Source organism: Pseudomonas sp. GW704-F2, from assembly GCF_059423025.1.
Map to the genome: position 1 here is coordinate 14,458 of NZ_JBWKXO010000019.1, position 25,204 is coordinate 39,661.

General features: G+C 64.2%; 22 protein-coding genes. 7 read left to right on the forward strand and 15 right to left on the reverse strand.

What is annotated here, in order from left to right; all coding sequences use genetic code 11:
* Positions 1–10 precede the first annotated feature (10 nt).
* Positions 11–2,524: a TonB-dependent receptor gene (locus tag AC07W0_RS17185; RefSeq protein WP_102618574.1), complete on the reverse strand. Its 2,514-nt coding sequence runs from the start codon at positions 2,522–2,524 to the stop codon at positions 11–13.
* Between the two features lie 379 nt (positions 2,525–2,903).
* Here AC07W0_RS17185 and AC07W0_RS17190 point away from each other — a divergent pair, with 379 nt between their 5' ends.
* Together AC07W0_RS17190 and AC07W0_RS17195 are read left to right on the forward strand one after the other, a co-directional pair.
* Positions 2,904–3,818 carry a GGDEF domain-containing protein gene (locus AC07W0_RS17190; protein ID WP_102618575.1) on the forward strand — a complete coding sequence of 305 codons (915 nt, stop codon included), beginning with the start codon at positions 2,904–2,906 and terminating at the stop codon, positions 3,816–3,818.
* A gap of 1 nt (position 3,819) precedes the next feature.
* Positions 3,820–4,857 carry an AraC family transcriptional regulator gene (locus tag AC07W0_RS17195; protein ID WP_046488516.1) on the forward strand — a complete coding sequence of 346 codons (1,038 nt, stop codon included), beginning with the start codon at positions 3,820–3,822 and terminating at the stop codon, positions 4,855–4,857.
* Here the strand turns inward: AC07W0_RS17195 and AC07W0_RS17200 are convergent.
* The 5 genes from AC07W0_RS17200 to AC07W0_RS17220 form a co-directional block, all read right to left on the reverse strand.
* Entirely contained in the window at positions 4,844–5,731 is an 888-nt protein-coding gene (locus AC07W0_RS17200; RefSeq protein ID WP_102618576.1) for a LysR family transcriptional regulator, read from the reverse strand. The genes AC07W0_RS17195 and AC07W0_RS17200 overlap by 14 nt on opposite strands.
* Before the next feature lie 137 nt (positions 5,732–5,868).
* The gene (gene ycaC / locus AC07W0_RS17205; protein ID WP_046488519.1) at positions 5,869–6,486 is read right to left on the reverse strand and encodes an isochorismate family cysteine hydrolase YcaC; all 618 of its coding nucleotides are present in this window, start codon (positions 6,484–6,486) and stop codon (positions 5,869–5,871) included.
* A gap of 27 nt (positions 6,487–6,513) precedes the next feature.
* Entirely contained in the window at positions 6,514–8,352 is a 1,839-nt protein-coding gene (locus tag AC07W0_RS17210) for an amidohydrolase (RefSeq protein ID WP_079443563.1), read from the reverse strand.
* Positions 8,349–8,939, reverse strand: coding sequence for an antibiotic biosynthesis monooxygenase (locus AC07W0_RS17215; protein WP_102618577.1), 591 nt, complete (start codon positions 8,937–8,939; stop codon positions 8,349–8,351). Before AC07W0_RS17215 ends, AC07W0_RS17210 begins: the two co-directional genes overlap by 4 nt.
* 108 nt (positions 8,940–9,047) lie before the next feature.
* Entirely contained in the window at positions 9,048–9,959 is a 912-nt protein-coding gene (locus AC07W0_RS17220) for a LysR substrate-binding domain-containing protein (RefSeq protein WP_046383863.1), read from the reverse strand.
* A gap of 206 nt (positions 9,960–10,165) precedes the next feature.
* Here AC07W0_RS17220 and AC07W0_RS17225 point away from each other — a divergent pair, with 206 nt between their 5' ends.
* The gene (locus AC07W0_RS17225) at positions 10,166–10,561 is read left to right on the forward strand and encodes a helix-turn-helix domain-containing protein (protein ID WP_046383864.1); all 396 of its coding nucleotides are present in this window, start codon (positions 10,166–10,168) and stop codon (positions 10,559–10,561) included.
* Between the two features lie 58 nt (positions 10,562–10,619).
* Positions 10,620–13,379, forward strand: a complete 2,760-nt coding sequence (locus tag AC07W0_RS17230; protein WP_102618578.1) for an ATP-binding protein — start codon at positions 10,620–10,622, stop codon at positions 13,377–13,379.
* Here the strand turns inward: AC07W0_RS17230 and AC07W0_RS17235 are convergent.
* Positions 13,326–14,777: an ATP-binding protein gene (locus AC07W0_RS17235; RefSeq protein WP_102618579.1), complete on the reverse strand. Its 1,452-nt coding sequence runs from the start codon at positions 14,775–14,777 to the stop codon at positions 13,326–13,328. The genes AC07W0_RS17230 and AC07W0_RS17235 overlap by 54 nt on opposite strands.
* Positions 14,778–14,927: 150 nt before the next feature.
* Positions 14,928–15,878, reverse strand: a complete 951-nt coding sequence (locus AC07W0_RS17240) for a GlxA family transcriptional regulator (protein WP_102618580.1) — start codon at positions 15,876–15,878, stop codon at positions 14,928–14,930.
* Between the two features lie 178 nt (positions 15,879–16,056).
* Between AC07W0_RS17240 and AC07W0_RS17245 the strand changes: the two genes are divergently transcribed.
* Complete coding sequence (locus AC07W0_RS17245; protein WP_046383868.1) at positions 16,057–16,779, forward strand: pirin family protein; 723 nt, start codon at positions 16,057–16,059, stop codon at positions 16,777–16,779.
* A gap of 144 nt (positions 16,780–16,923) precedes the next feature.
* Positions 16,924–17,349 (forward strand): hypothetical protein, encoded by a 426-nt coding sequence (locus AC07W0_RS17250; protein ID WP_079443559.1) that lies wholly within the window; start codon positions 16,924–16,926, stop codon positions 17,347–17,349.
* A 60-nt stretch (positions 17,350–17,409) separates the two neighbouring features.
* Here AC07W0_RS17250 and AC07W0_RS17255 read toward each other — a convergent pair whose 3' ends face one another.
* Entirely contained in the window at positions 17,410–18,369 is a 960-nt protein-coding gene (locus AC07W0_RS17255; protein ID WP_102618581.1) for a GlxA family transcriptional regulator, read from the reverse strand.
* 107 nt (positions 18,370–18,476) lie between these two features.
* Here AC07W0_RS17255 and AC07W0_RS17260 point away from each other — a divergent pair, with 107 nt between their 5' ends.
* Complete coding sequence (locus AC07W0_RS17260; protein ID WP_079443558.1) at positions 18,477–19,019, forward strand: acyl-CoA thioesterase; 543 nt, start codon at positions 18,477–18,479, stop codon at positions 19,017–19,019.
* 446 nt (positions 19,020–19,465) lie between these two features.
* Here the strand turns inward: AC07W0_RS17260 and AC07W0_RS17265 are convergent, their stop codons facing one another.
* The 6 genes from AC07W0_RS17265 to AC07W0_RS17290 all read right to left on the reverse strand — a co-directional run bounded on the left by AC07W0_RS17265 (position 19,466) and on the right by AC07W0_RS17290 (position 25,165).
* Positions 19,466–20,254 carry an ABC transporter ATP-binding protein gene (locus AC07W0_RS17265; RefSeq protein WP_102618582.1) on the reverse strand — a complete coding sequence of 263 codons (789 nt, stop codon included), beginning with the start codon at positions 20,252–20,254 and terminating at the stop codon, positions 19,466–19,468.
* Positions 20,248–21,237, reverse strand: a complete 990-nt coding sequence (locus AC07W0_RS17270) for an ABC transporter permease (RefSeq protein WP_102618583.1) — start codon at positions 21,235–21,237, stop codon at positions 20,248–20,250. Before AC07W0_RS17270 ends, AC07W0_RS17265 begins: the two co-directional genes overlap by 7 nt.
* Complete coding sequence (locus AC07W0_RS17275; RefSeq protein ID WP_102618584.1) at positions 21,224–22,291, reverse strand: ABC transporter substrate-binding protein; 1,068 nt, start codon at positions 22,289–22,291, stop codon at positions 21,224–21,226. Before AC07W0_RS17275 ends, AC07W0_RS17270 begins: the two co-directional genes overlap by 14 nt.
* A gap of 377 nt (positions 22,292–22,668) precedes the next feature.
* On the reverse strand, positions 22,669–23,373 hold the full coding sequence (gene aqpZ / locus AC07W0_RS17280) for an aquaporin Z (protein WP_046383876.1): 705 nt from the start codon (positions 23,371–23,373) through the stop codon (positions 22,669–22,671).
* A gap of 121 nt (positions 23,374–23,494) precedes the next feature.
* Complete coding sequence (locus AC07W0_RS17285) at positions 23,495–24,679, reverse strand: sugar transporter (protein ID WP_046488537.1); 1,185 nt, start codon at positions 24,677–24,679, stop codon at positions 23,495–23,497.
* A gap of 123 nt (positions 24,680–24,802) precedes the next feature.
* Positions 24,803–25,165 carry a hypothetical protein gene (locus AC07W0_RS17290; RefSeq protein ID WP_102618585.1) on the reverse strand — a complete coding sequence of 121 codons (363 nt, stop codon included), beginning with the start codon at positions 25,163–25,165 and terminating at the stop codon, positions 24,803–24,805.
* Positions 25,166–25,204 lie beyond the last annotated feature (39 nt).

Genomic DNA, 25,204 nt, shown 5'->3' on the forward strand with positions numbered 1-25,204 from the left:
GAGGTGGTGGTTAGAAATGGGTGAAGGTCAGGCCGAGCTTGTAGGTCGGGCCGTACTCTTCGTACTGGCCGTTGTAGCTGCGGTGGCCGGTGTAGACGAAGTACGACTCGTCGGTGAGGTTCTGCGCCTCGAAGCTGACTTGCAGGTTCTTGGTCAGCGAGTAGCGTGCGCTGAAGTCGACAAAAGTCTGTGCGTCGACGTGCAGGTCGTGGGCCTTGTCGTTGATCGAGGCCAACTCATACAGGTAGGCCGATTTGTAGTTAGCCGACACGCGCAGGCTGAGCTTGTCGTTTTCCCAGCCGAGCATCAGGTTGCCGACAGTGTCCGACTGGTTGGGCAAGCTGATGTTGCGTGTACGGTTGCCGCCGCTGGCCGCGTCGAAGCCTTCGATATCGGCGCTGGAGCGGCTGAACGTGGTGTTGGCACCGACCAACAGGCCGTTCCACGGCGCGGGCAGCCAGTCGAACTTTTGTGAGTAGGCCAGTTCCAGGCCGTAGAGCTTGGCGCTGTCGCCGTTGGCGTAGGTGTGGGCCTCGGCGAAGTTGGTCCAGGCGCCGGTGCCGGCCACGTCGGTGTTGTAGACAAAGTGCTTGATGTCTTTGTAGAACACGAACGCCGACACGGTGCCTGCGCGGCCCATGAAGTGCTCGATGCCCAGGTCGAGGTTGCTCGACTCCAGGGGCTTGAGGTCCGGGTTGCCGAAGGTGGCTTCGTCATCGTCGATCACGAACCCCGGCGCCAGTTGGCCAAAGGTCGGGCGCACCACGGACTTGGTCCAGGCCGCGCGCACCTGGGTGTTCTTGTCGATCTGGTAACGCGCATGCAGGCCCGGCAACCAATGGTGATAACGCCGTTTGGTCTCGGTGGCGCTGAACTGGCCGTCGGTGGCGCCGGTGCCTTTGGCTTCGAACTCGGTGCCTTCGTAGCGCATGCCCGCGATGAAACGCCAGTCGTCGATGTCGATGGTGTTCATCAGGTAGCCGGCGTTGATGTCCTCGCGGATGGTGAAGTCGTTGACCCGGGATTCGGTCTCGTCATAGAAGTCATCACGGTTGAGGCTGCCGATCAGCTGCTTGATACTCCCCGCGCTGATACCCGGGCCGTAATTGCCGAGACGGTAGTCGACGCTGCCCTTCTGGAACCGGGTGAGGTTGAGTTGTTCGTCGGTGAAGCCCAGGTCGTCGAAGTTCTTGTAGACCCAGGCTTCCAGGTCGTTGTCCTTGTGCCGACGGCTGACCTTGCCGCCGAACTTGATCTGGGACGCGTAGCCGCTCAGGTCGTAGTCGCGGGCCAGGTCCAGGCGCAGGTTTTTCTCGGTGTCTTGGGTGTTCTGTTTTTCCCAGTCGACCTTGTCCAGGGTGAAGTTGCTCGCGTCGTAGAAGCCGGCGCCGACGATCGGGCGCGGTTTGTCTTTGTCGTAGAAGCCGCTGTCGGCAAAGTCGCCGCCATCGAAGGTGGCGCCGGCAATATGCGCCGGGCTGTCTTCGCTGGATTGGCTGTAGCCGGCCTGGCCGCTGAGGGTCCACAGGCCGAGCATGCGTTCGCCGCCGAACACGTAGGACTGGATTTCCTGGGTTTCCTCACGGTTCTTCAACTTGCGCTTGCCCTCGGCCACACCCAGCTCACCAGGGGCCTGGGGGTCGGCAAACTCGAGGCTGGCGGCGTTGCGAGTCTCGGTGTCGGTGTAGCGGCTGTAGAGGGTGCGCAGGTAGTAGCTGCTGAGGTCATCGGGCTTGTAGTCGAAGTTCAGGCCACCGCCGGCGCGTTCGCGGCTGATGTCGTAGTCGCGCTGTTCGAACTTGTTGAGTTTGGCCCCCTGGCTGAAGTCCCAGGCGCCGCCGGTTTCGACGTTGTCCGAGCCGAAGTCGCGCTTCTGCCAGCTCAGGGCCGCGGCGACACCGAAGTTGTCGATACCATCACCGAGGCTGAAGCGGTTGCTCGCCGCGCCGGAGAATTTCGGGCTGGTCTGGCGTGTGTTCTTGTCGTAGCTGGCCTCGGTGCTGCCAGTGTAGAACAGGCCTTTGTGATCGAACGCCGACAGGCTCTTCACATCGACGGTGCCGCCGAGGGAGTTGGCGTCCATGTCCGGGGTCAGGGTCTTGATCACCGACAGCGACTGCACCAGCTCGGAGGGCAGCACATCGAGGGCCACGGCGCGACGTTCGCTTTCGGGCGACGGCACCAGGGTGCCGTTGATGGTCACGCTGTTGAGGTCCGGGCCGAGGCCGCGCACGCTGACGAACCGCCCTTCGCCCTGGTCGCGCTCGACGCTGATGCCGGGCAGGCGCTGCGCGGCTTCGGCAACGTTTTCGTCCGGCAACTGCGCCACGCCGTCGGCATGCACCACGCTCTTGATGCTGTCGGAGGAGCGCTGTTCCTTGAGCGCCTGGTCGATGGCGGCCGCCTGGCCGACCACGTCGACGTGCTCGGTGTGGGTGGCGTCGGCGGCCTGGAGCCGCTCGCTGGCCATCGCCAGGGCCAAGGCGGTGAGCGTAAAGCTGACGAGCCCGGTGCGCTTGTACATGAAGTCCTCCCCAAGAGTCCGTTGGCGCCAGGCAAGAGGCCCGGCAACTGGGAGGGCACGCTAGGGCCGGGGGATGACGGTTCTGTGACAGGGGTTGGTCGCAAGGCCCGTAAACCGGGAGTTTTGCCTGGTTCTCAACGTGGAATGAGCCGAAATGACCTCTGGAGGTCAACGGTGGGAGGGGGCTTGCCCCCGATAGTGGTGGGTCAGTCAATAGATAAGCCATCTGGCACACCGCAATCGGGGGCAAGCCCCCTCCCACCGTTGGTTTTCATCGCGTGTGGGGTGAGCTGATTCGACCCTCCCCCAGCGTCATCCAATCGTCACATCCATCTGCTGTGCTGGCGCCCATCGCTCATTCGCCAGAGGACTCGCGGCCATGTTTTGCGTGCTCAAACCCCACCGCTGGAAACTCGCCCTGCTGCTGCTCGCGGCCAATCTGGGGCTGATCCTGCACCTGGCCTGCGGCGAGCTCAAAAACGTCAGCGAGTGGGTATGGCTGGATATCATCGGCGAAGGCGGCTCCGCCCTGCTCGCCCTGGTATGGCTGGGCCTGGTGCTGAAAAGCCGCCCCGCCGGGCGCGTCACCAATTACCTGGCACTGGGCCTGTCGTGCATCTTTTTCTCCTGGTGGATCGACAGCCTTGACGAATTCATTCGCCTGCCCGCCAGCATCACCTGGGATCACTGGCTGGAGTCCGGGCCGATGCCGGTGGGCATGATCCTGCTGACCCTGGGCATCTACCACTGGCACCGCGAACAACTGGCGATCAGCGCACAAATGGAGAAGCGCGAGCGGCTGTTTCGCGAGCACCGGCTGTTCGACACACTCACGCCCCTGGGCGGCGCCGATTACCTCAAGCGCCAACTGGCCGACAGCCTGCAAGACAGCCGCGACCAGCAACAACCGCTGTCGCTGCTGGCCCTGGACCTGGACAATTTCACTGCGATCAACCAGGCCTACGGCCACGCCGAGGGCGATGCGGTATTGCAGGCCCTCAGCCATGTGCTACTGCTCAATCTGCGCCGCCAGGACTTACTCTGCCGCCTGGCCGGCGACCGCTTTGTGGTGGTGTTGCCCAACACCGGCGAGCGCCAGGCCCAGGCGTTGGCGCTGGAGTTGGAGCAAGCGGTGCGCAGCCTGGCGCACAAGACGCGACAACACGGCGAGCGCCTGCAACTGGCGGCGAGCACGGCCGTGGTGATGGCCCTGGACGAGCCGCCCCAGGACTTGCTCAAGCGCTTGAACCTGACGCTCGCCCGGGCCAAACAACCGCTTGCGAAAAGCGCCTGAGATGGCCGTGAAAACCCGTTGGTATGAGGCCGACAGCCGCTTCATCCCAGGGCATTACCAACCCGCCACGTTGATCGACCTGGCCTTGTCCCGCGACATCGACAGCCATCGCCTGTTGCGCGGCACCGGGCTGTTCCACGAGGACATCCTCGCCGGTACAGCACAACTGAGCCCGCAGCAGTTTCTCGGATTGATCGGCAACAGCCGGCGCCTGCTCGCTGCCGATGAGAGCAGCTTCCTGTTTGGCCAACGCCTGCTGCCCGGCTATTACGGCGCCGCCAGCCATGCCCTGGGCCACGCGCAGAACCTGGATCAGGCGCTGGAGATCCTGATCCAGCAACAGGTGCTGCTCAGCCCGCTGGTGACGCTGCAATTGGAGCGGGATGAACACCATGCCTACCTGTACTGGCGGGACAGCTGCGGCGCCGGCGAACACTGGCGGTTCCTGCTGGAAGCCAGCATGACCTCGCTGGTCGCCATGAGCCGCTGGCTCAGCGGCCAGCGCCTGCCGTGGCAATGCAGCTTCAGCCATGGCGAGCCGCATTATGTCGAACAATACTGGGTTCACCTGGGCGAACACACGCGCTTCGCGCGCCCGCTGGACATGATGTGCATCCCGCGCGAATACCTGGTCATGGCCTGGCCCGGCGCGTCGGCCACCGCCGGCCAAGTCGCGCGCCAGCAGGCCCGCGAGCAGATCGAACAGCTCGGTTTTGCCGACAGTTTTCTCGATTGCCTCTACGACTACCTGCGCGAACAGGTGCGCCAGCCGCCCAGCCTGGAACAGGCGGCCCAGGCGTTCGCCATGAGCCCGGCGACCCTCAAGCGCAAACTGCACAAGCACGACACCGGCTTTCAGCAGCAGGTGGATCGGGTGCGCAAGCACGTCGCGTTGCACCTGTATCAGGTCAAGGGGTTCAGCAACGATGAAGTGGCCGCGTACCTGAACTTCAACGATGCGGCGAACTTCCGGCGTTCGTTCAAGCGCTGGACAGGCACCACGCCGAACCTGATCCGTCAGCTGTTCAACAGCCGTTAGCCAGGCGCTCGCGCAGGAACTCCACCAGCGCCTGCACCGGCCTCGAACTCTGCCGGTGCTGCGGGTACACCGCCGACAGCGTCAGGGCCTCGGGGGCGAAGTCTTGTAACAGCGTCACCAGGCGCCCGTCCGCCAAGGCATCGGCGACGATAAAGGTCGGCAGGTAGGTGACGCCCAGCCCGGCGATGGCGGCGTCGCGCAGCAACTCGCCATTATTGACGCGCATGCGCCCGCTGACGTTCAGCGACTGCGGCTTGCCTTTGCTCTGGAACCGCCATTGCACCTGGCGGCCGTGGCCGTAGGGCAGGCAATCGTGGTCGGTCAGGTCGTCGGGTTTCTGCGGTGTGCCACGCAATGCAAGGTACTCGGGGCTGGCGCAGTACACACGCTGCACGCTGGCGATACGCCGGGCGATCAGGGTGGAGTCTTCGAGGATGCCGATGCGCAACACCAGATCGTAGCCTTCGCCGATCAAGTCCACCGGGCGGTCGCTCAGATCGACTTCCACCGACACCTGCCGATAGCGCTGCAAAAACAGCGGCAGCAGGCAACCCAGATGGGCCATGGCAAACGACAACGGCGCACTCAGGCGAATGGTGCCGCGCGGTTCGCTGTTCTGCCCGGCGATGCCCTGCTCCACTTGCTCGACTTCGCTGAGCAGGCGCAAGGCCGATTCGTAGTAACTCTGCCCCAGGGGTGTGACATCCAGGCGGCGGGTCGAGCGGTTGAGCAGGCGCACGCCGAGGCGGTCTTCGAGTTGGATCAGGCGGCGGCTGACGAATTGCTTGGACAGCCCCAATTGCTCGGCGGCGGCGGTGAAACTGCCGGACTCCATGACCTGGCAAAACAGGCGCATGTCTTCGAAGGGATTCATTGTCGCGTCTCGGTGGACATTTTGCTGATTTATAGCCTGTCAGGTGCTGCACCACAAACCTAATGTGCCAACACAATCAAAAGTGGGAGGGGGCTTGCCCCCTCCCACAGGGGATTACTGAGATTCCCGAGGTCGGGTTACTTGGTGGTGAACGCCGAGTAGCTGTTCATCAGGTTGCGGTAGTTGGGAATGCGCGGCGACAGCAGGTTGGCCAGGCCTTCCATGTCGTTGCGCCAGTCAACCTGCAGCTCGCAGGCCACGGAGAACCAGTTCACCAGTTGCGCGCCGGCTGCGGTCATACGGGCCCAGGCCGCCTGTTGCACGGTTTCGTTGAAGGTACCGGAAGCGTCCGTGACCACGAACACCTCAAAGCCTTCGGAAAGAGCGCACAGGGTCGGGAACGCTACGCACACATCCGTCACCACACCGGCAATGATGATCTGCTTGCGGCCGGTGGCCTTCACCGCCTTGACGAAGTCTTCGTTGTCCCAGGCGTTGATCTGGCCAGGGCGCGGGATGTACGGCGCGTCCGGGAACAGTTCTTTGAGCTCGGGCACCAGCGGGCCGTTGGGGCCGCTTTCAAAGCTGGTGGTGAGGATGGTCGGCAGGTTGAAGAACTTCGCCACGTCGGCCAGGGCCAGCACGTTGTTCTTGAATTCGTTGGGGGAGAAATCCTGCACCAGGGAGATCAGGCCGGTCTGGTGATCCACCAACAGCACCACGGCGTCATCTTTGTTCAAGCGCTTGTAAGTCATGGGTTAACTCCTTTGTGGGTTTAGGTATCAGAACGCAAAGCACGAGCAGCCAAACGCACCCCAGAAGCCCTGGAAGTCGCTGACCGGCACGTTGGAAAGACGCGCTTTCTCATGGCCATGAGCATGCACGCCACACGGGCCACTGCAGTGGTGAGCCTGCGCCTGCAGCGGCGAAGCGGGACGCCAGTGCCCCGGCACCTTGACCACCGGCGACCAGTCCGGCAGCACCGGCACGCGCGGCGGTGCGAAATCTTCGAAGTCGCCGGCGCCATACACCACCTTGCCGCCGACCACGGTCAGCACCGACTCGATCCACTTGATGGCCTCTTCATCGACGCTGAAAAAATCCGCCGACAGCGCGGCGACGTCCGCCAACTGGCCGACCTTGATCTGACCCTTCTTGCCCTGCTCGGACGAGAACCAGGCGCTGCCATGGGTGAACAGTTCCAGCGCGGTCAGGCGCGGCAGTCCTTCGGCGTGCAGCTCCAGGCCACCCACGGTGCGGCCGCTGACCATCCAGTACAGCGAGGTCCACGGGTTGTAGCTCGACACCCGCGTGGCGTCGGTGCCCGCGCCGACCGGTACGCCTTCGGCGAGCATGCGTTTGATCGGCGGCGTGGCTTCGGCGGCCTTGGCGCCGTAGCGCTCGACAAAGTACTCACCCTGGAACGCCATGCGGTCCTGGATCGCAATCCCGCCGCCGAGGGCGCGCACACGCTCGATGTTGTGCGGGGTGATGGTTTCGGCGTGGTCGAAGAACCACGGCAGGCCATTGAACGGGATGTCGCGGTTGACCTTCTCGAACACATCGAGCATGCGCGAGATCGATTCGTTATAGGTGGCGTGCAGGCGGAACGGCCAGCGCTGCTCGACCAGGTGGCGCACCACCGGCTCCAGTTCCTGCTCCATGCTCAGCGGCAGGTCCGGGCGCGGTTCGAGGAAGTCTTCGAAGTCGGCGGCGGAGAACACCAGCATCTCGCCGGCGCCGTTGTGGCGCAGGTAGTCGTCGCCCTGATGCAGGGTGACGCTGCCGGTCCAGTGCTTGAAGTCGCTGAGTTCTTCCTTGGGCTTCTGCGTGAACAGGTTGTAGGCGATACGTACCGTCAGTTGTTCATCCTTGGCCAGTTGCTCGATCACCGCGTAGTCATCGGGGTAGTTCTGGAAACCGCCGCCGGCGTCGATCGCACTGGTCAGGCCGAGGCGATTGAGTTCGCGCATGAACTGGCGGGTCGAGTTGACCTGATATTCCAGCGGCAGTTTTGGCCCTTTGGCCAGGGTCGCATACAGGATCATCGCGTTGGGCCGCGCCACCAGCATGCCGGTGGGGTTGCCGTTGCTGTCACGCACGATCTCGCCGCCCGGCGGGTTGGGCGTGTCCTTGGTGTAGCCGGCCACGCGCAGGGCGGCGCGGTTGAGCAAGGCGCGGTCGTACAGGTGCAGCACGAACACCGGCGTGTCCGGCGCCGCCTGGTTGAGTTCGTCCAGGGTCGGCATGCGCTTTTCGGCGAACTGGAATTCGTTCCAGCCGCCGACCACGCGCACCCATTGCGGCGTCGGGGTGCGATCGGCCTGGTCCTTGAGCATGCGCAGGGCGTCGGCCAGGGACGGCACGCCTTCCCAGCGCAGTTCGAGGTTGTAGTTCAAGCCGCCACGGATCAGGTGCAGGTGCGAGTCGTTGAGGCCGGGGATCACCGTGCGGCCCTTGAGGTCGATGACCTGGGTGCCGCTGCCGCGCAGGGCCATGGCCTCGCCATCGGTGCCCACGGCCACGAAGCGCCCCTGGCGAATGGCGACGGCGGTAGCGCGTGGGTTTTCACGGTCCACGGTGTGGAACTGGCCATTGAACAAAATCAGATCGGCGTTCATAGGGTTTCCTTTACAGAGGCTTCAAGCCAGGGAGCGAACAGGCGGGTAGCCGCCGGCATCAGCAGGTACACCACCAGCAACACGATGGTCAGGGTGATCAGGAAGGTGGCGACCACGTAGTTGGACAGGAACGGGTGCAGGCCCAATATCGGGCCCCACACGATCGGTACCAGCAGGGTCAGCGGCAGGATCACGCACAGGGTGACCACAGCCTGTTTCCAGCGCGGCGGTTTGGCGACGCTGTCGGTTTGGGGGGTGAACCAGAACTCGTTGACCGCACCGATTTCGGTGTGGTCGCCGTCGGCCAGCAGCGGCGCGGCTTCTTCGATCAGGGTTTTGCGCTCGGGGGAGTCGAGCCAGCGTTGCAGGTCGTCGGTGGAGCGGTAGCGCAACACGCAGGTGAACAGCGACAGGCCGTCGTGTTTACCGCGCACGACGTCGACGCCGAGGTGGCCCGGGCGTTCGCCGGCGATGCGTACTATGCGGCGTAGCCACGCTTCGTAGTTGGCCTCGCTGCCGGATTTGATCCGGTGTTTGACGATCAGGGTGACGACTTCGTCGGAACCGGTTTCAGGTGTTGGGTCCATGGTGTGTTCTTCCCCCCTGGAGAGCTGAGCGATGAGGCGAGTTTGGCGGCGACGGGCGATTCGGAATTGGATGTTTGTGCTGTTTGGCGCGGTGACTTGCCGGGCCGCCTACGCGGGGAAGCTGGACATGTGCGCGCTGATCCGGCTCCTCAACCAGCGCTCCGCCGGGTCGTTGTCATGCACCCCGCTCCACACCATCGACAGCTCTGCGGCGTCGATCGCAAACGGTGGGTCCTGCGCGCGCAACGTGGTGCCTTCGGTCAAGGCGCACGCGGCGTAGTCCGGCACGGTCGCGATGATCTGCGTGCCCGCCAGTAACGCCCGCAAGCCACTGAATTGCGGCACCGCCAGCACCACCCGGCGCGCCCGGCCGATGCGCGCCAGGTCGAGGTCGATATTGCCGCTCAAGTCCCCCGAGAACGACACCATGGCATGCGGCCGTTCACAGTATTCGTCCAGGCTCAGCGGTGCGGTGCCGCCATCGCCGCGCAGCACCTTGCACGGAATGTCGCGCAGTTTCTTGCGCTTGGCATTGGCCGGCAGATCCGTGGTGTAGCTGACTCCCACGGTGATCTCGCCACTGGCCAGCAGCGACGACATCAACAGGTAATTGGCGCGGCGCACCACCACCACGATCCCCGGTGCCTCGTCGCGCAGTTGGCTGAGCAACGGCGGGAACAGGCCGAATTCGGCGTCATCGGACAGGCCGATGCGGAACACCGCACAGCTGGTGGAAGGGTCGAAATCCTTGGCGCGGCTGACCGCGCTCGAGATGGTGTCCATGGCCGGTTGCAGCTCCTTGAGTATTGCCATTGCGCGTGGTGTGGGCTCCATGCCGCGCCCATTGCGCAGCAGCAACGGGTCGTCGAACAAATCGCGTAAACGGCCCAAGGCCGCGCTCACCGCCGGTTGGCCCATAAACAGTTTTTCGGCGACCCGGGTCAGGTTCTTCTCGAACATCAGCGCTTCGAAAATCACCAGCAGGTTCATGTCGACGCGGCGCAGGTCGTTGCGGTTCATGGCGGTCCCCAAACAGTTGACAGAGCACCAGCTAAGCACGCGGCGCGGCGAGCGCGATTGCACACCTGTGCTGTCTTTTCCACGCCAACAACTGGCGAAATTAACAACGATTAACTCGTCAGTCGGACGGCACGGCACCAAGAATGAGGCCGTCTACACTGCATCCATTCACCGGGAACGCTCCCATCGACTGCGGATATTTCGTCATGGCCCGACTTGAGCACGGTGCTCCAAGCTTCTGCGCGACCGGCGGCCTCTGCCCCCGGCGCGAGCGTATCGCCAAGCAACTGATCCTCGCCAACCTCGGCGAAAGCCTGGCGATTGCCGACCTGGCCCAGGCCTGCGCACTGTCGCGCAGCCATTTCTCCCGCGCCTTCAAATGCACCACCGGGCTGTCGCCGCAGGAATGGATTCGCCAACAGCGCATCCAGCGCGCCAAGGAGTTGATCACCGGCACGTCCTTGAGCCTGACGCAAATCAGCCTTGAATGTGGCTTCTGCGACCAGGCGCACTTCTGCCATATGTTCACGCGCAGCGAAGGCGTCAACCCGATGACCTGGCGTAATCACCAATTGCGTCGCAAGCAGGCGATTGCCGCCTAGTGGTCAGCGCAAGCGTGGAATATGCTGGGCGAACCCTTTTTTCAGAGCTCGCGCTGGCATGAACGATCTCAGCGAACAGGCCGTACACTTCGGCCCGTATCGGATACACCCGCGCCAACGCCTGGTGCTGGAGGCTGGCCGGCCGTTGCGCCTGGGACGGCGGGCAGTGGACATCCTGCTGATCCTGCTGGAACAGGCCGGCAATGTGGTGAGCAAGCAGGAACTGATCGCGCGGGTCTGGCCCAAAAGCGTGGTCGAAGACGGCAACCTGCGCGTGCATATGGCGGCGTTGCGCAAGGCCCTGGGCGATGGCCAGGCCGGGCAGCGCTATATCGTCACCGTGGCCCAGCGCGGCTACAGTTTTGTTGCGCCACTGAGCATCGAACCGATGACCCTTCCAACCGACGGCAGTGCGCAAAGCCAGGCCCACAACCTGCCGCTGCGCAGCACGCGGATGATCGGCCGCCAGGCGCTGATCGATGCGCTGGTGCAGCAATTGCCGCAACAACGCTTTATCACCCTGGCCGGCGCGGGAGGCATCGGTAAGACCACGGTTGCGCTGCGTGTCGCCGAGTTGTTGATCGGGCATTACCGCGACGGCATTCGCCTGCTCGACCTCGCCCCCCTCAGCGCACCGTCGATGATCCTGCCCAACCTCGCCGCCCTGCTCGACCTCACCCCCGACGAACACGCGCCGCTGTTGACCCTCGCGCGCAGTCTCCACACGCGCCAGTTGCTGTTGGTGATCGACAACTGCGAACACCTGCTCGATGACATCGCCCTGATCAGCGAGACCCTGCTGCGCCACGCCCCCAACGTTCACATCCTCGCCACCAGCCGTGAAGCACTGCGCGCCGAGGGTGAATACGTGCAGCGCCTGGAGCCGCTGGCCTGCCCGCCCGCCACCGGCAACCGTGCCCAGGCGCTGGGCTATCCGGCCCTGCAACTGTTGATCGAACGCGCCATGTCCCATCAGGACAGCTTCGCCCTCAGCGAAGCCGAACTGCCATTGGCGATTGATATCTGCCAGCGCCTCGACGGTATCCCGCTGGCCATTGAACTGGTGGCGGCGCAGATCGAACGTTTCGGCCTGCAAGGCCTGCTGGTGCAGATGGAAGACAACTTTCGCCTGCTGACCCGTGGCCGCCGCAGTGCCCTGCCCCGTCAACAGACGCTGCGCGCCACGCTGGACTGGAGTTTCGACCTGCTCGCGCCCTGCGAACAGATCTGCCTGCGCCGCCTGGCGGTGTTTCGCGGCGGCTTCAGCCTGGCCAGCGCGGCGGCGGTGATCGCCGGGGAACAGATCGCGCCGGCCGAGGTGCTGGGTTCGATCACCCAACTGGTGGCCAAGTCGTTGCTCAATGTCGAGCCCGGCGATGACGAGATGGTCTACCGCCTGCTGGACATCACCCGCACCTACGCCCTGGAAAAGCTCAGCGTGGCCGCTGAACTCGACACCACCCGCGAGCGCCACGCCGCACGCTGCCTGGCCTTGATGGAACAGGCCCGGGACGATTGGGAACTGACCTCGACGCAGCCCTGGATCGACCGCTACGCGCCCCTGCGCGAAGACATCCGCGCCGCACTGGATTGGGGCCTGGGCGACCAGGGCACGCACCTGTTGGGTATTCGCCTGACGGTCAGCGCGATGCCGTTGTGGCAGGAGCTGTCATTGCTGGGGGAACACGGGCTGTACGTGGGCAAGGCGCTCGCACGGCTGGCGCAATCGCCCGCGCCGAACCCGCACTTGCACATGGCGTTGCAACTGGCGCTGGGCAGTTTTTCGTATCACACCCAGGGCGGTACGCCGCAGACCATTGACGCCTTTGCCTACGCGCGGCGCCTGGCCGAAGCGAACAACGACTTGAGCGGCCAGTTGCGTGCGGTGTCGGGCCATATGGCGGTCAACCTGTGCTGCGGCAATTATCGCCAGGCACTTGCGCAAAGCCTGCACTTCGATCAACTCGGCCCCCAGGCCGACCCCTTGCTCGACCTCAGCGCCCAGCGCCTGCGGGTACTGGCCCAGCACTTTGCCGGTCACCAGGCATTGGCCCTGCGCAATGCCGAACAGGTGATCCAGCGCATGGCCCACAGCGGCCATCTGAACCGGTTCACCCATGGCTTCGGCGTGCAGTACGACCAGGGCGTGGCCTCGCTGACGATCCTCGCTCGCATCCTGTGGCTGCGGGGGTTCCCGGAGCGGGCCTGGCGCACCGCGAACCAGGCCCTGGAACTGGCGCTGCAGATCAACCACGGCACCTCGATCTGCTACACCCTGGCCCTGGCCGGGGTGGTCATCGCCCGCTACAACGGCGACGCGGCCGCGGCCCATTCGCTGCAGGAACTGTTGTTGCAACAAGCGCAAAAGCACTCGGTGCAGCTGTTTCATACCTGGGCCCGACACTACGCGGGCGCAGCGCCGACGCAAGCCATGCCCGGGCTCGGCCTGATCGCGGATACCCTGGTGACCTTTAACGCGGGCGCGGTGGACGCGGCGATGTTCGAACGCGCCAAAAGCGGCGCGGCCGGCTGGTGTACGGCAGAGATCCTGCGGGTGCGCGCCGAGCACAGTGACGACATCCCGGCAGAAGCGCTGTTGCTCGAGGCACTCGGCCTGGCGCACCAGCAAGGCGCCCTGGCCTGGGAGTTACGCAGTGCGACCGCGCTGGCGCGGCTGTGGCAGCGCCAAGACCGCCGGCAAGCGGCACGCGAGCTGCTGGACTCGGTCTACGGGCGATTCAGCGAAGGGTTCGCCACCCAGGACCTAATCGGCGTGCGCCGCCTGCTCGACGAGTTGCAGGACAAACGGCCGGCCTGAAAACGCCCCCAGATAATGCCCATACCCTTGCTGCAGACGCGCCACTTGCAGCGGGTCGCGCAGTTGCGCCAGGGCGTAGCTGCGCACGCTGTTGAGCAAGCGGTAACGCTCGGGACCGAGGCCGGGCTCCACGCTCAGCAGCGAGATGTCGACCAGTCGCCGCAGCAGGTATGGCAGGTCGGCGTGAGCCAGCTCGGTGCCGGCGATCAACTGCCCCAGGACGGGCAAGCTCACCGCCATCTTGAACAGGCCCAGTTGCAGGAACAGCCAACGCTCCGGCAGGCTCAGGCGCTCGTATGACCAGTCCAGGGCCGCCGCCAGGGATCGGTGGCGTTCCAGCGCCGTGCGCCGACCGCGCGCCAGCACTTGCAGGCCGCTGCGCAATTGCACCTGCAAGCCCTGCACGCCGAGAGCATCGACCTGGGCCGCCGCCAGTTCGAGGGCCAACGGAATACCGTCGAGCCGGCGGCAGATATCGCGCAGCGCCGGCAAGTCCTGGGGCCGCAGGGCAAACCCTTGCTGACTGGCGCGCACGCGCGCGACGAACACCTGCACCGCCGAGTAGGCCATCGCCTGCTCGACGCTGCCCCAGGCGGATGGCATCGGCAGCGCCAGGCGAGGCACGCGCTGCACCCACTCGCCGGGCACCCGCAAGGCTTCGCGGCTGCTCAACAACAGCGTCACCCCAGGCGCGCTGGCCTGCAGCGCGCGCACCAGATGACGGCAGGCGCCGAGCAACACGTCGGCGCCATCGAGCACCAGCAATAACTGGCGCGAGGCCAATTGACGGAAGAGCGCCGCGCCACTGTCAGCCGCGTCGAGCCCGAGGGTCTCGGCCAACTGGCGCAGCATTGCCGTGGGCGTATCGACACCGGCCAGATCCAGCCACCACACGCCGTCGCGATAACGCGGCAACACACGCTCGGCCAACGCCAGCGCCAGGCTGCTCTTGCCGACGCCAGCACCTCCGGTGAGGGTCATCAGGCGTTGCCCCGACAGGCGTCGGACCAACGTCCCCACCAGTTCGTCGCGACCGATCAGCGGGCTGAGCCGGGTCGCCAGGTTGTGCCGCGGTGCCGCGTTCCCAGCGGCCTCCTGCAGCGGCGCAACCAGGCAATAGCCGCGTTGGGGTTCATTGAGAATGTAGCGACGACCGTCCAACGCACGGCGCAGGGCGGCGATATGCACCCGCAGGTTGTTCTCTTCCACCACGCTGCACGGCCAGACGCGGGCGATCAGGGTGTCCTTGCTGACAAATTGCCCGGGCGTTTCGAGCAGCACCGCCAGGATGTCCAGCGCACGCCCGCCCAACGGCACGGGCATGCCTGCCTTGTTGACCAGGCGCTGCTGACGATGAAAGGTGTAAGGGCCAAAGCGCATCGCATGGTCGTTGTTCATCTGCGTAAAAGCGCTGAAACACCCGAGCTTGGGCTTCCGCGCATCCTTCTTCCATGGGCCTGCCGTTATCTTGCCAGCTCGTTGTAACAGGACAATGCTGGCACGGGGAGCGATACGGACAATCGGGTGCGCGAGACGGACATCCTGTCGTTAACTGAACTGCTGCCGGTATTGGGTGGGGTTGAGGCCGAGTTTTTCACTGAACAGAAAGCGCATATGCCGCACGCTGCCAAAGCCTGCGTGAAAGGCCACGGTTTTGAGCGGCAGGTCGGTGGTTTCCAGCAGGTGCCGGGCGCGGTCGATGCGCGCGCCCTGCAGGAAGGCCATCGGCGTCATCTGCACCTCTTTGGCGAACAACCGCGCAAAGTGCCGCGCACTCATGCCGGCGAGTGCCGCCATGGATTCGATGGTGAACGGCTGGTCCAGATGCGCCAGCACATGGCTCTGCACCCGCGTGATCGCGGTTTCCTGGGGCGCCACGGCGGCGGTCATCGGGCTGAACTGGGCCTGCCCGCCCTGGCGCTTCATCACCACCAGCAGCACTTTGGCCACGTCCACCGCGACCTGCTTGCCGTGGTCCTGGGCGACAACCGACAGCGCCAGGTCGATACCCGCCGTCACCCCGCCGGACGTGATCAGGCGGCCGTCCTGCAGGTAGATACGGTCGGTTTCGACAACGGCCTGGGGGAAGGCCTTGATCAGCCGCTCGGTGTAATGCCAGTGGGTGGTCACGCGGTGGCCGTCGAGCAACCCGGCATACCCCAGCACAAAGGCACCGGTGCAGATCGAGCCGAAGCGCCGCGCGCGTGGAGCAGCGGCCTGGAGCCAGGGCAACAGGTCGGGGTGGCATTCGTTATAGGCACCGGGACCACCGGGCACCAGCAGCAGGTCATAGGCATCGTGCGCCTGGGCCAGCAGCAGGTCGGGCTGCACGACCACACCATTGGACGCACGCAGCGGGCCGGGCTCGGTGCCGACGATCAGGATCCGATAGTGCTGCGCCGCTGGCAGGTAGCGGTTGGCAATCGAAAACACTTCAAGCGGCCCGGCCATGTCGAGCAGGAGGAAGTCCGGAAACAGCGCCATGGCCACGGTGTTCATAGAGAGACGTCCATCAGGAAGGAAGGCAGCGGGTATTATGCCACGTCCGCAACTGTCAACCTCAATGCGACAGTTATTCAGATATCAGCTTCTTAATGAATATTCCAGTAACCAGTAACCTTCTTCTCAACGCAAGCGCCCTGCATTTCGCAGCCCGCTCTGACTTGAGGACACCACCATGCTGACCCTTCGCAAAGCCTCCGACCGCGGCGCCGCCAATCACGGTTGGTTGAAGTCGTTCCACACCTTCTCGTTCGCCAACTACTGGAACCCCGCCGAACAGGGTTTTTCCGACCTGCTGGTGATCAACGATGACCGCGTCGCCGCAGGCCGTGGCTTCGGTCAGCACCCGCACCGCGACATGGAGATTTTCTCCTATGTGCTCGAAGGCGCCCTGGAACACAAGGACACCCTGGGCACCGGTTCGGTGATCCGCCCCGGCGATGTGCAACTGATGAGCGCCGGCAGCGGCGTGGCCCACAGCGAGTTCAACCATAGCCAGAGCCGTGGCGTGCATTTCCTGCAGATCTGGATCGTACCGAATGTCTCCGGCGCCGAGCCACGCTATCAGCAGGAGCACTTCAGCGCAGCGCAGAAACGTGGACGCTTGCAGTTGATCATCTCGCCGGATGGCGCCGAAGGCTCCCTTCACGTGCGCCAGGATGCACGGGTCTATGCCGGGCTGTTCAACGCTGACGAAAGCGCAAGCCTGGACCTGGCGCCGGACCGCCACGTGTACATCCATGTGGCCCGCGGCAGCGTCGAGATCAACGGCCAACGCCTACAGGAAGGCGACGGGGCCCGCGTGCGCGATGAGCGCCAGATCCGCCTGAGCCACGGTGACGATGCCGAGGTGCTGGTATTTGACCTGCGCCCTCTGGAACTGCCGCAGATGCCATGACGGCTGCACGATAGCCCGCCGACGCGGGCTATCGCTGGCGTCGATAGTCACCATCAGCCCAATGAAGTTCTCTTAAAAATGCCAACGCGTAACATCAAACCCACACTAGGCAACACCCTAATCAAACACTCGGAGCACACTCTCATGAAACGCCAACTCTTGCTTAGCCTCGCTTTCTCGGTACTTGCTGCAAACGCTTTTGCCCACCCAGTCGTCGCTGAAGGCGGCGCTGATCGCCTCAACGAAAACCGCGTCGCCGAAGGCGGTGCCGAGCGTCTGCAAGGCAACCGTGTCGCCGAAGGCGGTGCTGAACGCCTGCTGGAACGTCGCGTCGCTGAAGGCGGTGCAGATCGCTTGCAGGAACGTGGCCTGGCTGAAGGCGGTGCAGATCGTCTGCAGGAACGTGGTCTGGCTGAAGGCGGTGCGGATCGTCTGCAGGAACGTGGCCTGGCTGAAGGCGGTGCAGATCGCCTGCAGGAACGTGGCCTGGCTGAAGGCGGTGCAGATCGCCTGCAGGAACGTGGCCTGGCTGAAGGCGGTGCGGATCGCCTGCAGGGCAACAACGCTTGACCCCGCGCTGTGTGCGCGGCACCCCAAACCGGCCTGATCAGCCGGTTTTTTTTCGCCTGCTTATCGGGTACTGGCCTGAAACCGCTTGCGATACGCTGCCGGCAGCATCCCCACCCGCTGCTGGAACAGGCGCCGGAACGAGTTGCTGTCTTCGTAGCCCACCGCATAGGTGATGCTTTCGAGGGTCATGCGCGTCGACTCCAGCATCTGCTTGGCGCGCTCCAGGCGCAGGGTCTGCACATAAGCGATCGGCGTATAGCCGGTGGCTTCCTTGAAACGTCGCTTGAAATTGCGCCCCCCAAAACCAAAGTGCCGGGCCACCTCGTCAATCACCAGCGCCTCGGCGCAGTGCTGCTCCAGCCAATGCTGCACGCGCAGTATCTGCGCGTCGCCGTGGCTCTTGGGCAACGACCACATCGCGTACACCGACTGCACCGTCCGCACCGTGTCGATCAGCAGGTATTTGCCACAGGTGTGAGCCAGTTCCGGCGAGCCGAAGCGGCGGATCAGGTGGAGCATCAAGTCCATCGCCGCACTGGCGCCACCGCAGGTGATCACGCGGTTTTCTTCGCAGAGCATCTGCGCGTCATCGAGGCTTACGTCTGCGTAGCGTCGCCGGAAAAGCTCGGCAAACGCCCAGTGGGTGGTGGCGCGCAAGCCTTGCAGTACACCGGTTTCAGCCAACAGAAAGGCGGCGGTACACATCGACGCCAGTACGGCGCCGCGCCCATGCTGTTCGCGCAGCCAGGGGCCGAAGGCGGCAAACGTCGGCAAAGCCTCTTTCAAGGTGAAGAGAAAGCCGGGGATCAACACCAGGTCGGTCTGTGCGATCTGCGCGGTCGAACAGGCCACTTGCAGACGCTGCCCGCCCCAGGCATTCACGGCCTGGCCGTCGAGGGACGCGACCACGATCTCGAAGGGCGGATGGTCGGCAAACAGGTTGGCGGCGCTGAGCATTTCCAGGGCCAGGGTGGCGCTGGCGGCGGAGCAGTGATCGGCCAGGAGCAAGGTAATGTGCATTCACGGACCTTTTTGCGCTTTTCGCATTAAATAAGTCATTTGCGCACCTACCTTAGCCGATTTGGCGCCCTTACAGTGCTGCCACTGTTCAACTCTGTGGCGTCTCTATGAATCTCTGGTTTCGATTGCTCTACATGCTCTGCCGTCGCCCCTGGCGCAAGCCTGCCCATGGCCTGGCCACCACCGTGGTACGCATGCGGGTATGGCCGCTGGACCTGGATCTCAACCGGCATGTCACCAATGGCCGCTACTTCACCCTGGCGGACGTTGCCCGGATGGATTTTGTCTTGCGCACCGGCGCTTTTCGCGTGGCCCTGCGCAACAAGGCGCTGCCGATCGTGGGCGATACCTGGGGCAAGTTCCGCCGCGAACTCAAGGTGTTCGAAGTGTTCGAGGTACACACCCGCATACTCGGCTGGGACCACAAGTGGAGCCTGATGGAGCACCGTTTCGTCAGCAAGGGTCGGGTGGTCGGCGTGGTGGTGATGCGCGGGCTGTTCCGCTCAGCCAAGGGCACCCTGCCCCCGGCGGATTTCCTGCGGGAGCTGGGGCTGGCCGAAACATCGCCGCCCCTGCCGCAGTGGCTGAGCGACTGGGCGCAGAGTTGCGAGGCGATGAGCGTGCAGTTGCGAGGTGAGGAACAGGATTGAGGATCATCCGCTCATCATCGTCTTGAGGCATGCGCGCCTTGGCCAACATGTCCTTGGCGATTTTACGAGTCGTCGCGGCGCCTTCCAACTGCGCGCTGGATATAGCCTCTTCATCAAGGAGTCCACCAGATACCGAGTGTTATCGCGGTATTGGGGAGAAGACGCCACTGCCCCGCCGAAGCTGGACGTCAACGACTCGACGCCGTGAACAACCGCCTCACAAAAGTCAGTGATGCACAAAAAAAACGCACTGCCGCACTCGCTGCGAAGCTCCAGGGTCTTACTCGCGCAAGCCCGGGACATCTTGATAGCTGCCCATGCGGCCTCTTTCTTGACACCCGGCGCTGGATATCGACGAAACTCGTCCCAATGCAGATACCGGCCCTTGTCATCGACAGCTTTATAGATTGAGTCGCCAGGCGCTGCTCAGACTGATCAAGTCATACCTACCAGTTCTCCCCCAACCCCAGCAAGCCAAGTATCTGCCGGCGCAGGTCCACCAGATAAGGATCGTCGCGGTGCCGGGGGTATGGCCGCTCGATGGTCAATTGCGCCTGCAGGGTCGCCGGGCGGTCGCTGAACACGATCACGCGGTTGGCCAGGAGCAAGGCTTCTTCCACATCGTGGGTCACCAGCAACGCCGTGTAGCCCTGGCGTTGCCACAGGTCGATCAGTTCCTTTTGCATGGTGATGCGGGTCAGGGAATCGAGTTTGCCCAAGGGCTCGTCGAGGATCAGCAGGCGCGGCTGGTTCACCAGCGCACGGGCCAGCGCAACCCGCTGCGCCATGCCGCCGGACAGTTGCCGAGGGAAGGCACGGGCGAATTGGCTGAGGCCGACTTTTTCCAAGGCTTCATCGACTTTGGCGGCATGGGTCTTGAGCAGGCCCTGGGCTTCGAGGCCGAGGGCGACGTTGTCCCACACGCGGCGCCACGGATACAAGGTCGGGTCCTGGAACACCACCACGCGGCTCGGGTCCGGGCCGCTGATCGGCTCACCATCGGCGAGCAAGCGCCCGGAATCCGCCGGTTCCAACCCAGCGACCAGACGCAGCAAGGTGGACTTGCCGCACCCCGAAGGCCCGAGCAAGGCAACGAACTCCCCCGCTGCCACGTCCAGCGAAACCCGCTGCAGCACCGGCAGATGCTCACCGTCCAAGGCAAACCCGTGGCTCAGGTTTTCGATGCGCAGCGTCAATCCCGCCGCGGCTTCTACTGCGGTTGCCAGGGCTACCATTTCATCGCTCCTTTCTGCCAGGCCAGCAAGTGGTCGCGCAGCCGGAACAAGCCGCTGATCAACCCCGAGCAGGCCAGCGCCATGATTAACAACGCTGCATACATATTCGCGTAGGCCGCCCACCCCTGGGCCCATTGCAGGTACCAGCCGATGCCGGATTTCACGCCCATCATTTCCGCCACCACCAGGGTCGAAAACGAGGCGCCGAGGCCCATGAACAGGCCAACGAACACATGGGGCAAGGCGGCGGGAATCGCCACCTTGAAGATCAGAAAAGGCTGTTTTGCACCAAGGGTGCGCGCCACGTCGTAATAGGCTTTATCGACACTGGCCACGCCGGACCAGGTCAGCACCGTGACCGGAAACCAAGTGGCCAGGGCGATCAGGAAGACGCTGGCGCTCCAACTGCTGGGGAACAGGAAAAAGCACAACGGCAACAGCGCCGTCGACGGCACCGGGCCGAGGATGCGCAGCACCGGATGCAGCCAATAGCCGATACGCGTCGACCAACCGATGGCCACGCCGGCGATAAACCCGGTCGCCGCGCCCAACGCCACGCCCGCACCGAGCAGCAACGCCGAATGCAGCAGGCTGTCGGCCAGGCGCGCGTAGTCTTCGACATACACCGCGAGCAGGGCCTGGGGCGGCGCGAAGAACGGCACCGGCAGCAGCGCGAGTTTCGCCGTGAGCAGCTCCCAAATGCCCAACAGCAGCGGTAAAGCGATCAGCCATGACGCGGCTCCGCGCAGGCGCAGGCCGAGCCTGGCGAACCGGCGCCCGGCCACACTCGACACCCCGAACACCGCCGCCACGCCCACGCAGAGATGGGCCAAGCCTTGGGTCATCGGCCAGTCGCGCGTCGCATTGGGCCAGTAGCTGATCAGCAGCGCCACGGCCAACCAGGCGCCGACCACCGCCAGGCCCGACCACCAGACCTTGAACGCCACGGGTGGGTTGAGGGTGGTCGCGTCAACTGAAGACATCGGCGGTGATCTCCTTGGCGAACGCCAGCGGGTCGGTGCCCTGGCTGATCACTTCCACGGTTTTCAGGTCGGTGACGTAGGTGGTGATTTCCGCGGTCAGCGCGACGCCGACCGCATGGTGGCCGTGGGTGTGGTCGTGGAGGATCGCCTGGACTTCTTCGGTGGAGGTGTTCAACGCATAGGCCTGGAAACCCTTGGCGACGACCTCGGGGTGTTGCACGGAATAGTCGTGGGCTTCGAGGATCGCCTGGGTCAGCGCCGCGACCACGCGCTTGTCTTCGCGCACCAGCTTGCCGGTGACACCGACCACGCAGCAGCTGAGGTTGGCGTAGGCCTCCACCAGGTTGGTGGACAGTTCCCGCGCCACGCCGGATTTGATCAGGCGATACATGAACGGGTCGCTGCCGCTGACCGCCTGCACCTCGCCGCGCTCCAGGGCGGTGCCGAGCAAGTCGGCCGGGTACAGGCGCCATTCGACGTCGCGCACCGGGTCGATGCCGTGCTTCTTGAGCAGGATCGAGAAGAAATTGCGGTCCGGGCTGGCCATGTCCGTCACGCCGATCGTCTTGCCCTTGAGGGCTTCGAGTGTGCTTACGCCGCCGTTCGCCGCACTGAGCAAACGCAGGCAGCCGCCATGGGTGCCGGCGGTCAGCTTGACATCGAAGCCCTGCTCCAGGGCCTTGAGCCAACGTAGCGCCATGCCCACACCGGCATCGGCCTTGCCGGTGGCGATGGCTTCCAGCAGCACCTCGGTGGAATTGCCGAAGTTGACCAGTTCCACATCCAGGTTGTGCTGTTTGAAGAAACCTTGACCGTGGGCGATCACCACCGGGGCCAGGCACACGGCATTCAGGTTGACCGCCAGTTTCAGCGCGCGAGGCGCATCCAGGCGGATGAACTCACCGGTGCCGGCGGGCTCCTGGGGCGTGTGGTGCGCGGCGTGCTCGTCGGCGGCGAAGCCCAGGCGGGGCAGCGACAGCAGCAAGGGGCTGGCCAGGGTAATACCGGCCATGCCCAGGAGGCGGCGGCGGGTTAAAGGATCGAAAGCGGCCATGCAAAAACTCCCATGATTGTGTTCGCTAGGTAGATTGCGCGCCTTGCGTCATGCAGGGCACCTGCGGCAAAACTACAATTTGATTATATTAATCAACGACAATTATGAAAGAACCATATAATTCTATGGTTATGCCCGATGCCTCGAAACGCACAAAAAGCGCCCTAAGCTCAGATCGGAACAGTATTTATCGGGGGTGTACGCGCAGTGGGTACAGGCCGGGAAATGGGTGAAACCGCACCTGTAACCGGGGACGATCGATCAATTGGCTGAGCAGCAGAAGATCGCGGATGCGTTCTTCAAGGCGGTGGATGCACAGGACGTGCAGACCTGGAAGTGATGCAGGGGGAATGCGCTTGATTCCCCCCTTTTTCGATTCAAGCCGGGCTGCGCGCCTCCCACCCGCGCGCCGCCAACGCCCCCAACACCCCGCCGGCAATCGGCGCCAGCCAGAACGCCCAGAGTTGCGCGAGGTACTCGACCCCGGCGAACAACGCCGGCCCAGTGCTGCGCGCCGGGTTGACCGAGGTGTTGGTCACGGGGATCAGGATCAGGTGAATCAAGGTCAGCGCCAGGCCGATGGCAATCGGCGCAAAGCCGGCAACCGCGCCCGGTGCGGTCACGCGCATGATGATCAGGACAAAGAAGAACGTAGCGATCAGTTCGGCCAGCAACGCCGCCTTCATGTCGAACTGGCCGGGGCTCAGCGGGCCATAGCCGTTGGCGGCAAAACCACCCGGCTCAAAACCCGACTGCCCGTTGGCAATCACGTACAGGGCGGCAGAGGCGACAATCGCTCCTGCGACCTGGGCGGCGATGTAAGGCAGCACATCGGCACCGGGAACGCGGCGCCCGGCCCATAGGCCGATGGTCACCGCCGGGTTGAAATGCCCGCCTGAGACACCGCCCACCGCGTAGGCCATGGTCAGCACGGTGAGCCCGAACGCCAGGGACACCCCCAGAAACCCGATCCCCAGCGTCGGGAATGCCGCCGCCAGGATGGCACTGCCACACCCGCCGAACGTCAACCAGAAGGTACCTGCAAACTCTGCGGTCAAACGCTTTTGCACAATCGACTCCATTGCTTTTCAAACACCACGGCCCTGATCGAAGGGCGTGGTGATCGCCGTCACCACAGGATGTGGGAGGTCCTGGGAGACGGTAGCAACAGGCATCAAAGTGCCCTGTAAGACTTGTCTGATTTCAGTCGCGCGCGACACCCTGGCCGAACCGTCGGATCGCCAGGCAATAACCGATCAACGCCAGAGCCGCCAACAACCCGCCCGCCGCGCCGATCCAGGCGAAGCCGAAGTGGCTGCCGACCCAACTGCCCAGCAACGCGCCGCCGCCGATGCCGATGTTGTAGATGCCGGAGAACATCGCCATGGCCACGTCGGTGGCGTCCGGGGCGAGGACCAGGACCTTGGACTGCATGGCCAGGCCGAAGCCCATGATCGCCATGCCCCAGAACACGCTCAGGCCGACGAGGTAGGATTCGGCCCCACTCAACGGCAGCATCAGTGCCAGGCACGCGCCCAGCAGGAACACCGCGCCGACCACGAACAGATGCGGGTTGAAGCGGTGTACCAGGCTGAACAACAGCGAGCCGATGATGCCCGCGCCGCCGAACACCAGCAGGAACAGGGTCACGACGTTACCGCTCAGGCCAGCGACACGTTCGACAAACGGTTCGATATAGCTGTAGGCGGTGAATTGCGCGGTGACCACCATGGCGGTGAGCACGTACAGCGCCACCAGCGCCGGGCGCTTGAACAGCAGCGGCAGGCTGCGCAGGGAGCCCGAGTTCTGGCTTGGCAACAGCGGCAAGGTGCGCGCCAGCCAGAACACCAGGCCGGCGGCGAAGGCCGCAATCACCAGGAACGTGGTGCGCCAGCCCATCGCTTCGCCCAGCAGGCGGCCCAGGGGAATGCCCAACACCATCGCCAGCGACGTGCCGGTGGCCAACAGGCCGAGGGCTTGCACCTGTTTGCCGGCCGGCGCCAGGCGTACCGCGAGGGACGCGGTAATCGACCAGAACAGCGCATGGGACAAGGCGATGCCGATCCGGCTGACCATCAGCAGGCCGAAGCTGGTGGCGACGCTGGAGAGGATATGACTGGCGATGAACAGGCCGAACAACACGATCAGCAGCTTGCGCCGTTCGATGTTGCGCGTCAGCAGCATCACCGGCAGCGAGGTCAGCGACACGATCCAGGCATAGATGGTGAGCATCAGGCCGACGCTGGCAATGGGCATGTCGAAGCTGGCGCCGATGGCGCTGAGCAGGCCGACGGGCACAAATTCGGTGGTATTGAACACAAAGGCGGCCAGCGCGAGGGCGATGACCGGTTGCCAGTTGGCACGGGGCGTTGCGGTTGAAAGGCTCATTGAAGGGCGCGGCACTCTGACGATGATCAAACGGCCACCCAGGACAAGCGCCGCCGCCGAGCATTCTATAGGTTTCTCGGGCGGCTGTTGACGCTCATCCGGAGCAAATCGCCTGCGGATCGATCAGGGCGAGGTCAGGGTGATCAAGTAGCTACCCGTCTGAATGGGCTTATCGAAGGCGTCCACCAGGACATACCGCTGGTCGTAATAACGTCCGTTGGGGGTGTCGGCCATCAACCGCACATGGGCGTTGGGCGCGCCCACCGCCTTGACGCTGCGGACCGGCTGCACCGCGAGCTGGTTGCCGCGACTGGCCTGCGGGCAGCCTTTCAAGTCCATTATCGAGCCGCTCGCCGCCGCCGTGGTGCAGCCCGGCTCGACGATACTGCCGTAGAATCGGACGACGCCACCCTGCGGCGCCGCCATGCACGTCCCCGTCCATACAGCGAGGAAGCCTGTAACCAGTGACAAACGTATAACGTTCATGTCGACGCTCCTTCTTGGGTTGACAAGAAGTGAGTCGTC

Bases quoted from the DNA above. Each gene is read 5' to 3' on its own strand.
- AC07W0_RS17210 (WP_079443563.1), bottom strand. From the start codon at position 8,352: ATGAACGCCGATCTGATTTTGTTCAATGGCCAGTTCCACACCGTGGAC.
- AC07W0_RS17185 (WP_102618574.1), bottom strand. From the start codon at position 2,524: ATGTACAAGCGCACCGGGCTCGTCAGCTTTACGCTCACCGCCTTGGCC.
- ycaC (WP_046488519.1), bottom strand. From the start codon at position 6,486: ATGACTTACAAGCGCTTGAACAAAGATGACGCCGTGGTGCTGTTGGTG.
- AC07W0_RS17215 (WP_102618577.1), bottom strand. From the start codon at position 8,939: ATGGACCCAACACCTGAAACCGGTTCCGACGAAGTCGTCACCCTGATC.
- aqpZ (WP_046383876.1), bottom strand. From the start codon at position 23,373: ATGGAGTCGATTGTGCAAAAGCGTTTGACCGCAGAGTTTGCAGGTACC.
- AC07W0_RS17190 (WP_102618575.1), top strand. From the start codon at position 2,904: ATGTTTTGCGTGCTCAAACCCCACCGCTGGAAACTCGCCCTGCTGCTG.
- AC07W0_RS17290 (WP_102618585.1), bottom strand. From the start codon at position 25,165: ATGAACGTTATACGTTTGTCACTGGTTACAGGCTTCCTCGCTGTATGG.
- AC07W0_RS17230 (WP_102618578.1), top strand. From the start codon at position 10,620: ATGAACGATCTCAGCGAACAGGCCGTACACTTCGGCCCGTATCGGATA.
- AC07W0_RS17220 (WP_046383863.1), bottom strand. From the start codon at position 9,959: ATGAACCGCAACGACCTGCGCCGCGTCGACATGAACCTGCTGGTGATT.
- AC07W0_RS17200 (WP_102618576.1), bottom strand. From the start codon at position 5,731: ATGAATCCCTTCGAAGACATGCGCCTGTTTTGCCAGGTCATGGAGTCC.
- AC07W0_RS17265 (WP_102618582.1), bottom strand. From the start codon at position 20,254: ATGGTAGCCCTGGCAACCGCAGTAGAAGCCGCGGCGGGATTGACGCTG.
- AC07W0_RS17245 (WP_046383868.1), top strand. From the start codon at position 16,057: ATGCTGACCCTTCGCAAAGCCTCCGACCGCGGCGCCGCCAATCACGGT.
- AC07W0_RS17195 (WP_046488516.1), top strand. From the start codon at position 3,820: ATGGCCGTGAAAACCCGTTGGTATGAGGCCGACAGCCGCTTCATCCCA.
- AC07W0_RS17275 (WP_102618584.1), bottom strand. From the start codon at position 22,291: ATGGCCGCTTTCGATCCTTTAACCCGCCGCCGCCTCCTGGGCATGGCC.
- AC07W0_RS17285 (WP_046488537.1), bottom strand. From the start codon at position 24,679: ATGAGCCTTTCAACCGCAACGCCCCGTGCCAACTGGCAACCGGTCATC.
- AC07W0_RS17235 (WP_102618579.1), bottom strand. From the start codon at position 14,777: ATGAACAACGACCATGCGATGCGCTTTGGCCCTTACACCTTTCATCGT.
- AC07W0_RS17260 (WP_079443558.1), top strand. From the start codon at position 18,477: ATGAATCTCTGGTTTCGATTGCTCTACATGCTCTGCCGTCGCCCCTGG.
- AC07W0_RS17255 (WP_102618581.1), bottom strand. From the start codon at position 18,369: ATGCACATTACCTTGCTCCTGGCCGATCACTGCTCCGCCGCCAGCGCC.
- AC07W0_RS17225 (WP_046383864.1), top strand. From the start codon at position 10,166: ATGGCCCGACTTGAGCACGGTGCTCCAAGCTTCTGCGCGACCGGCGGC.
- AC07W0_RS17270 (WP_102618583.1), bottom strand. From the start codon at position 21,237: ATGTCTTCAGTTGACGCGACCACCCTCAACCCACCCGTGGCGTTCAAG.
- AC07W0_RS17240 (WP_102618580.1), bottom strand. From the start codon at position 15,878: ATGAACACCGTGGCCATGGCGCTGTTTCCGGACTTCCTCCTGCTCGAC.
- AC07W0_RS17250 (WP_079443559.1), top strand. From the start codon at position 16,924: ATGAAACGCCAACTCTTGCTTAGCCTCGCTTTCTCGGTACTTGCTGCA.